The sequence below is a fragment of the uncultured Rothia sp. genome (assembly GCF_963555405.1).
Taxonomy (GTDB): Bacteria; Actinomycetota; Actinomycetes; order Actinomycetales; family Micrococcaceae; genus Rothia.
Genome location: NZ_CAUVVO010000010.1, coordinates 18,163 through 33,702 on the forward strand (window position 1 = coordinate 18,163; position 15,540 = coordinate 33,702).

The following is a 15,540-nucleotide window of genomic DNA, read 5'->3' on the forward strand; positions in this document are numbered from 1 at the left end:
CTCTGAGTCTCTGCACTGAGCACCGCTGCACTGCGCGCCCCGGCACTGCGCATTCCGATGCGGTGTATTCCGGCGCTGTGCATTTCGATGCTGTGGCGTACTGTAGCGTCGCGAATGGGCATTCTATGAGAAAAAGCGCATTCACATTCACTAGTAAGTGCCCAAAAACGATAGAGTGGAATCAGATAACACTCGATACGAAGCGGACGAGACATGACTCAACCCCCTGAAAACCACCAGCAGCCCGGCGGACAGTTCAACGCCCAGCCCGGCCAGCAGGCATTCCACGCCCCCGGTGAGCCCCTCCCGCAGGACCTCTCCGCCGGCTGGCTCCCCGAAGACGAGCGCCAGAAGCCGGTCAGCCCCCTGCCCCAGCCGAAGCTCTTCGCCTACCAGTCGATGCTGCCGCCGAAGGTGCTGCACGCGCTGCGTCACCCCTCCGAAATTCCGTGGCTGGTCGCCGCCTACGCGGTCACCGCGGTCGGCTACATTGTGCTGTTCATGGCGCTGGCTGACCTGTTCAGCTCGATGATGCGTTACGTCTTCAGCTCAACCGGTGAAGGCTCGGTTCGAGTACCTTCCGGCAGCACCTCCGCGAGCCTGGAAGACCTGATTTTCCAGACGGTTGGCCTGCTCATCCTGGGCCCGATTGCCATCTTTATCGTTCGTGCAATCTACTACGCGCAGCAGCGTGTTCGCGGTGTGCGCATCACCCCGACCCAGTTCCCTGAGGCGTACCAGATGCTCGCCGAAGCAGCGGAGGCGGCGGGTCTGCGCCGCGTGCCGGACGCGTACGTCATCCTCGGTAACGGCGTGATGAACGCTTTCGCGGCAGGTCACGGCTTCCGCCGCTACATCTGCCTGTACTCTGACCTGTTCGAGATCGGTGGTAAGTCCCGTGATCCGGAGGCGCTGCGCTTCATCATTGGCCACGAGGTGGGCCACATCGCCGCAGGTCACGTCGGTTATTTCCGTCTGATTTTCACTACGCTGTTCAACCAGATTCCGGTGCTGTCGAGTGCGCTGTCCCGCTCGCAGGAATACACCGCCGACAACTTCGGCTACCGCTTCTGCCCCGAGGGCGCTGAGGGTGCCGTCAAGGTGCTTGCGGCAGGTAAGTACCTGAACAAGCAGGTCAACTTCGATGAGCTTGCCGACCGTGCCGTGACCGACCGCGGTCTTGCCGTCTGGTACGTGAACCTGCTGGCAAGCCACCCCATCCTCACGTGGCGTGCGCACGCGCTGCGTGACCGCACCCAGCCGGGCCGCCTGTTCTGGCGCCCGACGGAGAACCCGGTCAAGGATGCCGCACCGCGCGTTCCTGTGCTGATTCCGGCGTCTGAGCCGGTGCACATGTGGCCTGACCCGATTCAGTCCACCGAGTTCATGCGTGAGCACCAGGACACCTGGGCTGACCACACCCTGGAAACCGTGGACGTGTACTCCAAGCCCGAGAACGCCCCCGAGTTCGATGCGAACTCTACGCTGTTCGCTGGCTGGCTCACCGAGCAGGCTCGTGCCTTCCACGGCCAGCGTTGGGATGCGTACGCTGCCGCCGGTGGCGTGCCGGCACCGGGTGCTCCCGGTGGCCCGCAGATGCCCGCACCGGGTCAGCCCGCCTACGGTCAGCAGCCTGGCTTCGGTCAGCCTGCCGCAGGCCAGCCTGCCGCAGGCCAGAACGGTGCAACCCAGAACGGTGCAGGCCAGTCCGCCCCTGAGCAGCCCTCTAATGGCCAGCCTGCTCCTGAGCAGTACGGTTACGGCCAGTACGGCAACAACTCCTCTGAGGGTGGCTCGTACGGTTACGGCTTCGACGGTGATAAGAAGTAGCCGCTGAGCCTACTCTGAACGTCTCATCTGAGCCGCACAGCTCAATAACCTTCACGAACCCGCCGGGGTGCTAACGCACTCCGGCGGGTTCGGCTGTTAACCGCCTCCTGCACACTCCTAAGCTCTCCCTGCGTGACCCCCAGGTGAGAAGGTGCGCCCGCCACGGCATCCGCTGCATGCCGCAGGCATAGAATGGACAGCATGCTTTCATCACTTCGCTCTATCAAGCTCGACCCGCTGCTGACCATGCTCATTAGCGCGGTCATCCTCGCAATTATTGTGCCGGCGCGCGGCGACTTCGCCGAATGGTTCAGCACCGGAACGAAGTTCGCGGTCGCCCTGCTGTTCTACCTGTACGGCGCTCGCCTCTCCACCGCGGAGGCTATTCGCGGCCTGACCCACTGGCGTCTGCACCTGATGATTCTCAGCTGCACGTTCGTGCTGTTCCCGCTGGTCGGTTTGGCGCTTTCACCACTGCGTTTTGTGCTCGGCGATGGGCTGTACATGGGCATCCTGTTCTTGACCTTTGTGCCCTCGACCGTGCAGGCGTCGATTGCGTTCACCTCGATTGCGGGTGGTAACGTGGCGGCGGCGATTGTGAGCGCTTCGCTCTCTTCGATTGTGGGCGTGGTGGCGACCCCGCTGCTCGCCATGCTACTGATGAACACGGGCCATATTGAGTTCTCTGGAACGGTCTTCCTGGATATCGCCATTCAGCTGTTCCTGCCGTTCGTGCTCGGTCAGCTGACGCGCCGCTGGGTGGGGGAGTTCGCTAAGAAGCCGACGACCAAGTGGCTGGATAAGTTCTCGGTCATGATGATTGTGTATTCGGCGTTTTCCGCTTCGGTGGTGCAGGGCGTGTGGACGCGCGTGGCGTGGTGGCAGATTGTGCTGCTGGTCGTGCTCATGGCGATTATTGTGGTGTTTATGCTGTGGCTGACTGACCAGTTGGCTAAGCGCCTGGGCTTCAACCGTGCCGACCGTATTACGATTCAGTTCTGCGGTTCGAAGAAGTCGCTGGCGGCTGGCCTGCCGATGGCGATTATTATTTTTGGTGCGGGCTCGCTGGGCCTGATGATGCTGCCGATCATGATTTTCCATCAGGTTCAGTTGATGATTTGTACCTGGCTTGCGGGCCGCTATGCGCGCCTGGATGTGGTGGGTGCAGCCTCCGCAAAGGAAGTTCAGTAGGGGCTTGAACCCTATCTGCCGGGGTGCTCGGCGGGTGCTATTGGGGGCCTCTGAGTCTGTGAGATAAGCCTCTGATGAGGGGTTTTAATGGGGGACTTTGGGCCGTATCAATCGGTTTATGAAGTGATGTGGCGCGCACTGCCAAAAATTCCCTGACTAGTGCATTTGTGTGCAAAATGTGGTATTTGTACTGGTCAGTTGGGTTTTTGTGGGGTATGTGCACTCCACTGCATAAAAGTGACCGAGGAGACAATCAACACTATCGGGCGTTGAGCGGCGAAAAAGCCCCAAATTTGCCCTAGAATGTTTTGTCGTGGGTTAGACAGATTCGCATCCTGTATGCAAGAATTTATGACTCACATGGGAACGGTTGAGATTCACTCCCTCACACCGCCCACGAGCGTTGATGCAGCGGATTCACTCCCCGCCCGCATCCCACATCGGAAGAGATTCACTCACTCAACCGGAAGGAAGCTCAAAACCATTTATTCACTCAAACACAACTGGATACACTCAGCTTAATGACGCGCTTAGATTCTATCTATGCGCTAATCGCTGTTTGTATCCGCCAAGAAAGAGGACACTCCATGGCTACCATCATGAGCGTGAACGTATGCGATTCCAAGTACAACGCTGACCCCACCGGCGTACGAGATTCCACTAGTGCTATCCAGAAGGCTATCGATGATGTTGCTGCGCAGGGCGGCGGCTCCGTGGAGATTCCCGGCGGCATGTACCGCGTCTCCTATCCCTTCATCGAAATGAAGCACCGCGTCGAGATTTTCGGCCACGGTCAGGCAACCCGAATCGTTGCTTTCACCGACAAGAGCATCCCGTCGTCCAAGAACGGTAGCTACGAATGCACCGGCGTTTTCCACACCGGTAGCTACACCACCCCCATGAGCGGTGGCACCAACCAGAACAAGCCCATGCGTATGGGCGTGCGTGACCTGTTCATCCGCACCAACAAGTACAACCTGCCGCTGGATTCTAAGAGCAACCAGATTTTCCTGGAGAAGCACACCCAGCCCGTCGACAACGTTGCAGGCGTTATCTTCCACACCCGCATTGCGGACGCTAACCCCGGTGAGCCGGATGCAGTTCCCACCCTGTCCAACATCGAAATCTGGGACACCGCCATCGGCGTTGCAATCCTGGGCCTGGACGACCAGGGCATGAAGATCGACAAGCTGCGCATCCGCCAGACCCTGCGCCAGGGCCTGCTCGTCGGTAAGCCCGTCGGCCACCCGCTGCGTGCCCGTGAGGGTGACACCCCCGGTGCGGCAGATAACAAGTTCTCCATGATTGACGTCTCTGACGCAAACATGAGCTTCGGCACCTACGCGGGTATCGAGATTTACACCTCTCAGTCCAAGTTCGAGGCGTCCACCAGCTGGTTCAACAAGCGTAACCAGGGTAAGAACGCCCTGTACGAGGTGAAGACCCGCCACGTGGGTGCAGGCTGGTTCATTCAGGGCACCCGCAACATGTTCATTGGCTGCACCGCCCAGGAGAACGCCGGTCACGGCTGGCTCGTGGAGTGGGGCAACAACCAGTTCATTGGCTGCCTGGGCGAGTCCTCCAGCTTCCAGGACGCTGTTACCGGCGCCGCTCGAGGCGACGAGGCGGCAAACTGGTACATTGGCCGTAACGCACGCGGTAGCCGCTTCGTGGCTCCCCGTTCGCACAACCCTTACAGCTGGGCGAAGGCTTCCCTGTACGGTTTCTACATTGAGAACAACATTCGCGATATGCACATTACCACTGCGTCCGCGAAGGATGACCGTATTGGTGATAACAACATGGTTGGCCGCCGCGTTCACGTGACCGGCGCGATGGGTGATAACGTGCTCATCGAGGTGGACCACATCCGCCACGCAACCTTCGCGCCGAAGCAGCTGGAGAAGCGCGGCAACGGCGTGTTCATGGGCTAACCCTCGCGGGTTGAGTCCTGCGAGCTGAGGCTCGTGATCACAAAATCTTAAAACGCATACGCTTGAGGGGCGGGGAGTAATCCCCGCCCCTCAAGCGTATGCGTCATATTTTATTTGTGGGTTCCGACGACCTGGTACCCGGAAGTATGAAAATCTCGAATCATTGAATATACCGTCCTCCTGTCAAGGATGGTGGTGGGTTTAGCGGTCTTGAGATTATCCGGTTCGTTTTCGTTAACGGGTACCTTGGGGTACGGAGCGATAGCTACGGTGTACCAGGAAGTTTCTTTCCAGAAAGGTTTTCCGATGGGGGTAATATCTTTAGCTGCGTAGTTGTAATGTTCCCATGTGCGGTACCACAGCTTTTGTGGGCTGCCGGCAGCACGGTAGAGGAAAGCGATGACGGTGCTGGTAGTTGCACGATCATCGGGATGGAACTTGCCATCAGACCAACCATTTGTAATTCCCTCACGTGATGCCCAGATAGCAAGAGGGTAGGTGGGCTCATAGGTCTCCACGTCTGCGTAGGGGGATACTGCGGGTAGGTTTTTGACTTCAGGGTATCCTGCTAGACGGTATAAAGCAGCGATAACGTCCATTCTGCTGGCAGAACTATTGGGAATTTCGTAAACGTTTGTAGAAATCAAGCCATTACAATATGCCCAGATATCTGCTATCTGGCCGCGTCCGTATTGCTTATCCAGGAGACAGTCACTAACTGCGCCAGTATAAAATTTACTGGGGTTGCGGTAGAGGTTGTTCCCTTCCGCATGTGCGGGGAGGGGTGCCAGCATCAAGGATGCGGCAACGCCTGCTACCCCCAATGCTTTGAGGGGGCGAGGGAGGGGGGTCATGTTACTCTCCAGAAATCGGTGATGTGAGAACGACATGTTGAGTGAATCAGCTAAATACTAGCACCACATTAAGGAATCTGAATCCCGTTGCATGTAGGCAATGTGTCACCTGCATCTTTGCCTGTCAGAGATTAAAAGGTGAAAGTATAATCCTCACCTTTAAGATTTATAAAAAATAACCCTCATGTAGAAGATGATATGAATTTATATCTAAGTGCATAAATACCCCATTGATTTCTCGGATATTGCCGTAAACTACCCATATAAGCTGCTGACTAGCAGATATATTCACTCACTACTTCTTGAATTGAGGATTCATGGCCTCTGAGAAAACAAGCCCTATGGCGGTTAATGCTCTTAACTATGATGCTGACCCTACGGGGACTAAAGACTCTACCGCCGCTATTCAAAAAGCTATTAATGAAGTAGCCGCACGAGGCGGTGGCTCAGTGGAGATTCCCGGTGGCATTTATCGTGTCACCTACCCCTTCATTGAGTTGAAGCATCGTGTAGAGGTGTTTGGGCACGGTCAGGCAACCCGCATTATTGCCACGGGTGAGAAAACCGTTGAATTTACAACTGGGGTTTTCCACACGGGAACATATAGCGTACCCATGACAAACCCAAATGAAGGTGAAAACAAACCTATGCGTATGGGTGTTCGAGACTTATTTATCCGTACAAACCCGTCTAATCTGTCTCTCTCAGACCCTAATGGATCATTCTGGAAGGAGCTTCATACGACTCCTCTTATGCCCAAGGTCGTGGGAGTCCTGTTTCATACTGAGATGCCAGATAAATCCTCAAATGAACCTGATGCTGTTCCTTTACTTTCTAACGTTGAAATCTGGGGTACTGATATTGGAGTAGCTATTCTCGGAAAAGACGACCAAGGTATGAAGGTGCACAATCTCCGTATCCGAAAGGCCCTCCGTCAAGGTTTACTAGTCGGCAAGCCTGTTGGTCATCCGTTGCGAAAGTCTAAAGACCAGAACGCTGATGGTGCAGACAATAAGTTCTCCATGATTGACGTCTCTGGGACAAATCAGTCCGGTGGTGTATACGCTGGCATTGAGGTGTACGCTTCCCAAACGAAATTTGAACTCTCCAGCAGCTGGTATAACCACCGCACCCTTCCTAAAAGCACTATCTATTCTCCTGAGAATGCTCATGCTGGTGCCGGGTGGCTCAACCGTGGCGAACGAAACATGTACATTGGTTGCACCGCCCAGGAAAATGGGGGCCACGGCTGGGTTCTGCGTCTCGGTAAAAGCCAGTTCATCGGCTGTCTAGGTGAGTCCTCCAGCTTTGAAGGAACTTTGATAGAAGGTCGTCAAGCAAAACCGATGGAGGCCGCAAATTGGTACATTATGAAGTGGGCAACAGGTTTACGGCTTGTAGCTCCACGTTCACATAACCCTAAAGACAATCTTAAAGCTTCACTGTATGGGTTTTATATTGAGGGTGGAACGAACGACCTGCAAATTATTGGTGGCTCAGTCATTGACGAGCGAATGAGCGAGAGCAACCTGAAGAATCGTAGGGTCTGTGCGGCTGGACCCCTTGGCAACCAAGTCATCTTGCAGATTGATGCGCTACAGTACCAAAAATTTACTACTGAAACCCTTAAAGAACTCCCTGGTGGTACCTGGGTCTACTAATTTACAAAATATTTAAACGTTTGAGGGGCGGGGAGTAATCCCCGCCCCTCGGCGTTTAACACCCCGCACGATGCGGCGGCAGAGGGCGCTGGCGAGAGCCGCGTGAGGCGGCAGGGGAGCGGGCATCACAGCGCCCGGTCATCGCCTCCACACGCGCAATGCGGTACCCTTGAGCAGGAGGCAGGTCTGCCGGTGCACAGACCCACACACGCCAACACATCCGCAGAAATGCGCCCAACACACCGCACCACACAAACTCAACACTGCACCCACGCAGCACCGTATTCACTTACAGCCGTATTCACTCAATTCACTCACCCGCGCCGCCTTCAGCACCGAACGCGGTACCCATCGAAAGAATTGAGCCCATCATGCCCGATACGCCCATGAGCATCAACGCCATCAACTACGGCGCAGACCCCACCGGTGCCAAAGACTCCACCGCAGCCATCCAGCGAGCAGTCGACGACGTCGCCGCACGCGGCGGCGGATCCGTAGAACTGCCCCGCGGCATCTACCGCGTCTCTTACCCCTTCATCGACATCAAACACCGCGTCGAAATCTTCGGCTACGGCTCCTCAACCGTCGTCATCGCGCACTCCGACCGCGCCATCCCCACCACCACCAACGGCCACACCGAATACACCGGCGTGTTCCACGTCGGCAGCTACACCACCCCCGTCTACGGCAGCTACAACGCCAACAAGCCCATGCGCATGGGCGTGCGCAACCTGCACATCCGCACCAATGCCGCCAATACCCCCATCAGCAGCTACTCGCTGGATGCACACACCGCCCCGCTGAACAACGTCGCCGGCGTCATCTTCCACACCCACCTGACCGGCGACCTGCTCAACGAACCGGACATCGTGCCCGTTATTGCCGGCGTGGAAGTCTGGGACACCGCCATCGGCGTTGCTGTGCTCGGCCTGGACGACCAGGGCATGAAAATTGACGACGTGACCATCCGCCGCACCCTCAACCAGGGTCTGCTGCTCGGCAAGCCCGCCGGCCACCCCCGCCGCCCCAACGAAGGCCAAAACTCCGGCGCGGCAGACAACAAGCTGCGCGGCGTAGACGTTGCCGAAGCGAACCTCAGCGGCGGCTCCTACGCCGGTATCGAGGTGTACGCGGCGCAGGCGAAGTTCGAGAACTGCTCCAGCAACAGCAACCACCGCACCAGCAACAAGAACGCCCTCTACGAGCCCGCCACCCGCCACGCCGGTGCAGGCTGGATCGTGCAGGGTGAACGCAACATGTTCATCGGCTGCACCGCACGCTCGAACGCGGGCCACGGCTGGATTGTCGAGTGGGCGCACAACATCTTCGTCGGCTGCGAAGCGGAAGGCTCCAGCTGGGCTGGCACCGTCAGCGGTGCCGCCGGTGCCGACGAGGCCGCCAACTGGTACATCAGTCGCAACGCGCGCGGTACCCGCATGGTTGCGCCCGTCTCCTACAACCCGCCGGAGAAGCCCGCCTCCCTGTACGGCTTCTACATTGAAAACAAGATTTACGACCTGCGCATCACCGAAGGCACCGCCAAGGATGACCGCATCGGTGAGGGCAATATGCTCGGCCGCCGCGTGTACATTACCGGCGCAATCGGTGCGAACGTGGTCATTGAGGTTGAGGAGTTGCGCCACTCCACCTCGCCCGCCGGTCAGCTCACCAAGGAAGCCTACAACGTGATGCGCGGTTAGCGGAGGCTGACGGAGGCTAGCAGACACGCCCGAACCGGTTCGGGACTTTCCTGTGAATCGCGGGGGAGGTGCGTGTGCCCAAGTGGGCGCGTTATGCCGCCACATATCGGCTAAGAATCAGGGCAGCTGCGAATGGAATACATACCATTCGCAGCTGCCCTGTCCATTTAAACAACATTTATGGCGCGGTTGATATAAGTCTCAATTAAATATTGAATAAAATATGAAGAGATACTTTAGACTTTCTAAAGGCGGCAACAAACAGTCCATATCACTGCACGCCAACCCCCTTTTCCTATTCGCTCCATTTGGCGACCCCGCGGTCGACCCAAAAATCGGTTCCTTCCGGCCGGTTCCCAACCACAATTACATAAGGACAGCCCATGCTTCCGGTTATCTCCCGAGTCCTCACGCCCACCACTCGCGCACGCCGCGTCTTTGCCCTCACCCTCGCACTCGCCCTCGGCGCCGTACCCGTCACCGCCGCAGTGAATGCACAACCCGCCGCCCATGCCGCTAACGCCGCAGAACCCGCAGCCAACCTGCAGCTCGTCGTCAAGGCACAGCAGCCCAAGGACGACCCCAGCTACGCCGAATGCGTCGCCACCTTCCTCGGCACCATGAGTGCCACCCCCGGCGTGTGGGCAGTCTGCCACGGCTACCTCGACAGCGAAGAGTACACCGTCACCCGCCGCCACAGCACCGCAACCGTCACCCGCGGCCAGCTCGTGCGCATGCTCTACCGCATGGCGGGTTCCCCGACCGTCAAGGACCTGCCCAAGACCTCCCCCTACAAGGATGTGGCAACCACCGACCCCGGCTACGCCGCCTACATTTGGGCAGCGGACGCGGGCATCACCTCCGGCTGGGATGACGGGCTCTTCCATGCGGACGAGTACGCCACCCGCCACACCCTCGCCGCGTTCCTGTACCGTGCCGCCGGTAGCCCCGACGGTGCCGCACAGTTGCGCCAGATCCGCCGTCCACTACGTGCCGAAGCCAAGAAGGCTGAGCAGTTCAAGACCGAAAACCGCTGGGCAGCCCGCACGCTCGGCACCTACCCCGAAGTGGACCGCGACGGTGACGGCGCGGCAGACGTGGTGGACCCCGCCAGCCCCCTGTACTTCTCCGATGCCCTGTACATGCTCAAGGCGTACGGCGATAAGGGTCTGAAGGTTGTGGGCACTCCCGCTGTTGACTAGGAGTAATACCGACCAGCTCAGCGCTAACTAGATTCAGCGCTGACTAGCGCATATATTCACCGCCTGCCGGTGCGACCCAATGGGTTGCGCAGGCGGGCGGTGCTCTGTTCCGGGTGCTGTGCTGTTCTGGCAGGTTGCGAGCGTCCGTGCTCGCCGCGTAATCGCCTCCGTGCAATGAAAGGCGCCTGCGCTGCACCCGCTAAGCTAGAAGGCATGAAGATTGCCACCTGGAACATCAACTCAATCCGCGCCCGCGAGAACCGCGTCGAAGACTGGCTCGACGAACACGACGTTGACGTGCTCGCCCTGCAAGAAACCAAAACCAAGGACGAAACCTTCCCCTTCGACCTTTTCGAATTCATGGGCTACGAGGTTGCGCACTTTGGCCTGAATCAGTGGAATGGCGTGGCAATCGCCTCCCGAGTTGGCCTCGAAGACGTGCAGCGCGGCTTCGATAACCAGCCGCACTTCGGCAAGCCCGGCGAACCCGAGGTGCTGGAGGCGCGCGCTATCGGTGCGACCTGCGGCGGCGTGCGCGTCTGGAGCCTCTACGTGCCCAACGGCCGCGGCCTGACCGACCCGCATATGGACTATAAGCTCCACTGGATGGAGGCGCTGTGCCAGAACGTGCACAACGAACTGGCTGCTAACCCGCAGTCGCAGCTTGCCCTGGTCGGTGACTGGAACGTCGCCCCCGAGGATGCCGACGTGTGGGATATAGACTACTTCCTGCGCAACGAAATGACCCACGTTTCCGAACCCGAACGCCGCGCCTTCGCCGCCCTACTCGAAGAGGGCATGGTGGACGTAGTACGCCCGCACACTCCGGGCGAGTACACCTACTGGGACTACCAGGCGGGCCGCTTCACCAAGGATGAGGGCATGCGCATTGACTTTCAGCTGTTCTCGCCCGCGCTCGCCGCACGCGTGGAACGTGCCTGGATCGATAAGGTGGAACGCGCCGGTGAAGGCGCAAGCGACCACACGCCGGTCGTGGTTGAGATTGCCGACTAATCCGAGCGTATAGCTTGCCGTAGAACCGCGTGCAGTAAGGAGGCGGGGGAGGGGTCCCCGCCTCCTTGCTGTATATGCCGGTGCTTCTGTCCTGTGTTTCTGCGCGCCTGCTCCTGGGTTTCTGCCAATATTTCAAGGTTTTCTGTGTGGCTTAGTTGAAAAGTTCGGCTAGCCGAACTATTGTTAAATTCCGCCCGGGACGACAGGCAAAAGCGCATTATGATGCCTGCGCAGACACCACCGTGTCCCTAGCGTCCCGGCGCGGTACATCCCACACATCAACCACATACTTAAACCCGTGACTTCCAATGAAGGATGCCTCATGAACGCTTTCACCCCCGCAGGCAGCAACGCACGCCGCCTCGTCCAGGCGCTCTGCGCCGCCCTCGCACTCACCCTGCTACTCGTGCTCACCGGCTGCGGTAGCACCTCCAGCACCACCGAAGGCGCTAAGAGCAGCAGCGGTAAGAAGACCGTGCTCACCACCTTCACCGTGCTCGCAGACATCGCCCGCAACGTGGCAGGCGACGACCTGAACGTCGAATCCCTCACCAAGCCCGGCGCAGAGATCCACGAGTACGAGCCCACTCCCTCCGACCTGAAGAAGGCGCACGCCGCTGACCTGGTGCTCGACAACGGCCTGAACCTCGAATCCTGGTTCGCGAAGTTCGTTGAAGAATCCCACGCTAAGCACGTGACCGTCTCCGAGGGGGTCACGCCCATCTCCATTACCGAGGACGCCTACGCGGGCAAGCCCAACCCCCACGCCTGGATGAGCCCCAGCAACGTGCAAAAGTACGTGGACGTGATGATTCGCGAATTTAGCGCCCTCGACCCGGCCCACGCCGCCGACTACAAGACCCGCGGCGAAGCCTACAAGAAGCAGCTACAGGGCGTGCGTGACGAGCTCGTCAAGGAAATCTCCACCCTGCCCGAGAACCAGCGCGCACTCGTCACCTGCGAAGGCGCCTTCTCCTACCTGGCGGCAGATGCGGGCCTGAAGGAAAAGTACATTTGGGCGGTCAACTCCGAACAGCAGGCGACCCCCTCGCAGATTTCCTCCGCGATCGACTACGTGCGCGAGAACCAGGTGCCCGCCGTGTTCTGTGAATCCACCGTCTCTGACAACCCGATGCGCCAGGTCGCAGACGCCACCGGCGCACGATTCGGCGGCGTGCTCTACGTGGACTCGCTCTCCGAGGCGAACGGCCCCGTGCCCACCTACCTGGACATGATCCGATACGACGCACGCACCATCGTTGCGGGCCTCAAGGGCAACTCCTAAACCCGGCATAAACCCGGGCTAAACCAGGGTCAAATCCGACCTCGAAAACCCCGGGTAAACCCCAAACCCCCGATAGGATAGGAGGGGCGGTCGACTTCATGGCTCCGCTCCTCCCACGCCGTTAACACCCACTCACACAAGCAACTCATCAACACACCGAAGAAACCCCGAAAGAGCCACCGAATGTCACTTCTCACCTGCGATAACGTGCACGTGAACTACGGGCCAGTCCGCGCCCTCACTGGCGCATCCTTCACCCTGGACACCGGGCGTATCTGCGGCCTGATCGGCATGAACGGCTCCGGCAAATCCACCCTCTTCAAAGCCATCATGGGGGTCGTGCCCATGCACGCCGGCAGCATCACCCTCGACGGGCAGCCCGTCGGCGGTAACCATGGCAGCCGCGGCAAGAACGCACACCACCACCGCGCTGGACTCGTCAGCTACGTGCCGCAGAGCGAAGAAATCGACTGGACCTTCCCCATCTCCGTGCGTGAGGTCGTCAGCATGGGACGCTACCGCAACCTCGGCATCACCCGCCGTCTGCGTGCCGCAGACCGTGCCGCCGTGGATGAGGCGCTCGCCCGCGTGGAACTGACCGACCTTGCCGACCGTCAGATTGGGGCGCTTTCGGGCGGTCAGCGTAAGCGCGCCTTCGTGGCACGCGCTATCGCTCAGGGCGCCCAGCTGCTGCTGCTGGATGAGCCTTTCGCCGGCGTGGACAAGCGTAGCGAAGCGATGCTCATTCAGGTCATCGAACAGCTGCGTGACGAGGGCGCGACCGTGCTGGTTTCCACGCACGACTTGGCGAGCCTGCGCCAGTTCGCCGACGAGGCGCTACTGCTACGCGGCGATATTCTGATGCACGACACCCCCGAGAAGGTGCTCGCCCCCGAGAACCTGGTGCGCGCCTTCGGCATGGAAGTGGACGCCGGCGCGTCGGTCGCTACCGGCGCTGCTACCTCCGGCACTACTACGATCAGCTCTGTGGAAGGGAAGAACTAAATGGACATCCTCAACTTTCTGGTGGAGCCGCTGACCCTGCCCTTCATGCTCCGCGCATTCGTGGTCACCGTCATCGCCGCCGCCGTCTGCGCCCTGCTCTCCTGCTGGCTCGTGCTGCTCGGCTGGTCGCTCATGGGTGACGCAATCTCGCACGCGGTACTGCCCGGCGTGGTGCTCGCCTACATTTTCGGTGCGCCCTTCGCGGTGGGTGCGGTCATTGCCGCGCTCCTGGCAGTGGCGCTCATCGGCGGGGTACGGCGCAGCGGACGCGTGCGCGAAGACGCCGCGATCGGCATCGTGTTCACGACCATGTTCGCGTTCGGTCTGGTGCTGATTTCGGTCACGCCGTCGAATACCGACCTGAACCATATCCTCTTCGGTAACGTACTGGGCGTGTCCTGGTCGGACGTCTGGCAGGTCGCCATCCTCGCGGTGGTGGTTGCCGCCGTGCTGCTGGTCAAGCGCCGCGACTTCGTGCTGTACGCCTTCGACCCGGGCTTCGCGCAGGCGGTGGGGCTGCGTCCGCGTCTGCTCGGCGCACTGCTGCTCATTATGCTGGCGCTGACCTCCGTGGTGGCGCTGCAGATCGTGGGTGTGGTGCTGGTCGTGGCAATGCTGGTTATCCCCGGCTCCACGGCGCGCCTCATCACTGACCGGTTCGTGCCGATGCTCGCGGTGAGCGTGGGTGTATCCCTGGTGGGCACGCTGACTGGCCTGTACGCCAGCTACCACGCGGATGTGTCCCCCGGTGGTGCCGTGGTCGTCACGCAGGGCATACTGTTCGCCCTGGCGTACGTGTTCGCCCCGCGCTACGGTCTGCTGGGCAGGATGCGCGCCCGCCGACTCAGCACCGTTGCAGCAGAAGCTGAGCCCTCAGCTTCCTAAAAACTAACTCAATACAGCGCTAGGCGGAGGCCCCATCTGGGACCTCCGCCTAGCGCTTTTTCTGAAATTCTTGGGGTGCGTTCCCGCCCGGATTACCGGGCTAGAAACCCGCCGCTAACGCCCTGTATCTAACGCACCGTGCGGGACACGAACAAGGAGGCGGTCGCCTCCGCACCCAACGGAATGATGGTGCCGCCGGGCTTCACCGCGCCCTCCGCGTCCGTCTCGTGCAGGTTGCCGGAACCGGCGCCGACCACGCTCACGTTCACCGCCTCCGAGAAGGGTGCACCCTCCTCAATGTGCAGGCGCACGCCGGGCACAAAGCCGTGGCCCTGCAGGTAGCGCAGCAGGCGCGGGTCGTCATCGTTAATGCGTTCGAGCACGACCGTTTCGCCGGGTTCGCACTGGCTCAGTGGCACAGTCTGCGGAAAACTAATATGCCCCGAAGAGTCCGGGATCGGGTCGCCGTGCGGGTCGCGGGTCGGGTGCCCCAACAGGGTGTCGATGCGGTCCACCATGAAGTCGGATACCGCGTGCTCCAGAACCTCCGCCTCGTCGTGTACACGGTCCCACGTGTAGCCGAGGGTCTCCACGAGGAACGTCTCAATGAGGCGGTGGCGGCGAATCATCGCCAGCGCGTAGGAGCGGCCGGTTTCAGTGAGCTCAATAGCGCCGTAGGGCTGATGCTCGATCAGGTCGGCGGCGGCGAGGCGCTTGAGGCCGTCAGATACCGAAGAAATGCGCAGGCCCATGCGTTCTGCCAGGGCGGATGCGGTGGCAGGGGTTTTGGTCCATTCTTCGAGGCTCCAGATTTCCTTGAGGTAGTTCTGGGTGCTGACGGAAAGTTCTGAAAGAGGCATAAAGATAAGTTTACCTTTTCTCTGGTTTTGCCCGTCGAGCTACAGGGTATTCAGCGCGGGCTTAAAAAGCGTCCCGCCCGGATAGTTCACCCCTGGCAGGGGGCGACCATCACGGGCGG

Annotated in this window: 12 protein-coding genes; 10 read left to right on the top strand and 2 right to left on the bottom strand. The window is 59.7% G+C overall.

All coding sequences use genetic code 11. From position 1 onward, the window contains the following. The first annotated feature begins 213 nt into the window (after positions 1 to 213). The 3 genes from RWL87_RS07135 to RWL87_RS07145 all read left to right on the top strand — a co-directional run bounded on the left by RWL87_RS07135 (position 214) and on the right by RWL87_RS07145 (position 4,955). Positions 214 to 1,830 carry a M48 family metallopeptidase gene (locus RWL87_RS07135; RefSeq protein ID WP_049354057.1) on the top strand — a complete coding sequence of 539 codons (1,617 nt, stop codon included), beginning with the start codon at positions 214 to 216 and terminating at the stop codon, positions 1,828 to 1,830. Positions 1,831 to 2,022: 192 nt separating this feature from the next. Next, the gene (locus RWL87_RS07140; protein ID WP_371326370.1) at positions 2,023 to 3,021 is read left to right on the top strand and encodes a bile acid:sodium symporter family protein; all 999 of its coding nucleotides are present in this window, start codon (positions 2,023 to 2,025) and stop codon (positions 3,019 to 3,021) included. Positions 3,022 to 3,608: 587 nt separating this feature from the next. After that, the gene (locus tag RWL87_RS07145; protein ID WP_313969389.1) at positions 3,609 to 4,955 is read left to right on the top strand and encodes a glycosyl hydrolase family 28-related protein; all 1,347 of its coding nucleotides are present in this window, start codon (positions 3,609 to 3,611) and stop codon (positions 4,953 to 4,955) included. Positions 4,956 to 5,065: 110 nt separating this feature from the next. Here the strand turns inward: RWL87_RS07145 and RWL87_RS07150 are convergent, their stop codons facing one another. Continuing rightward, positions 5,066 to 5,809 (bottom strand): S-layer homology domain-containing protein, encoded by a 744-nt coding sequence (locus RWL87_RS07150; protein WP_313969390.1) that lies wholly within the window; start codon positions 5,807 to 5,809, stop codon positions 5,066 to 5,068. Positions 5,810 to 6,126: 317 nt separating this feature from the next. On the opposite strand from RWL87_RS07150, the gene RWL87_RS07155 reads away from it, so the two are divergent. From RWL87_RS07155 to RWL87_RS07185, 7 genes are all read left to right on the top strand, one after another. Then, positions 6,127 to 7,470: a glycosyl hydrolase family 28-related protein gene (locus tag RWL87_RS07155; protein ID WP_313969391.1), complete on the top strand. Its 1,344-nt coding sequence runs from the start codon at positions 6,127 to 6,129 to the stop codon at positions 7,468 to 7,470. A 371-nt stretch (positions 7,471 to 7,841) separates the two neighbouring features. Beyond that, positions 7,842 to 9,170, top strand: a complete 1,329-nt coding sequence (locus RWL87_RS07160) for a glycosyl hydrolase family 28-related protein (RefSeq protein WP_313969392.1) — start codon at positions 7,842 to 7,844, stop codon at positions 9,168 to 9,170. Positions 9,171 to 9,553: 383 nt separating this feature from the next. Beyond that, positions 9,554 to 10,372 (top strand): S-layer homology domain-containing protein, encoded by an 819-nt coding sequence (locus tag RWL87_RS07165; RefSeq protein WP_313969393.1) that lies wholly within the window; start codon positions 9,554 to 9,556, stop codon positions 10,370 to 10,372. 213 nt (positions 10,373 to 10,585) lie between these two features. Further along, positions 10,586 to 11,386 carry an exodeoxyribonuclease III gene (locus tag RWL87_RS07170; protein ID WP_070593036.1) on the top strand — a complete coding sequence of 267 codons (801 nt, stop codon included), beginning with the start codon at positions 10,586 to 10,588 and terminating at the stop codon, positions 11,384 to 11,386. A gap of 322 nt (positions 11,387 to 11,708) precedes the next feature. Then, positions 11,709 to 12,671, top strand: coding sequence for a metal ABC transporter substrate-binding protein (locus RWL87_RS07175; protein ID WP_005507646.1), 963 nt, complete (start codon positions 11,709 to 11,711; stop codon positions 12,669 to 12,671). A 183-nt stretch (positions 12,672 to 12,854) separates the two neighbouring features. Further along, complete coding sequence (locus tag RWL87_RS07180; protein ID WP_313969394.1) at positions 12,855 to 13,676, top strand: metal ABC transporter ATP-binding protein; 822 nt, start codon at positions 12,855 to 12,857, stop codon at positions 13,674 to 13,676. Continuing rightward, positions 13,677 to 14,561 (top strand): metal ABC transporter permease, encoded by an 885-nt coding sequence (locus RWL87_RS07185; protein ID WP_313969395.1) that lies wholly within the window; start codon positions 13,677 to 13,679, stop codon positions 14,559 to 14,561. A 128-nt stretch (positions 14,562 to 14,689) separates the two neighbouring features. Here the strand turns inward: RWL87_RS07185 and RWL87_RS07190 are convergent, their stop codons facing one another. Further along, positions 14,690 to 15,421, bottom strand: coding sequence for a metal-dependent transcriptional regulator (locus RWL87_RS07190; RefSeq protein ID WP_303980943.1), 732 nt, complete (start codon positions 15,419 to 15,421; stop codon positions 14,690 to 14,692). Positions 15,422 to 15,540: the final 119 nt, after the last annotated feature.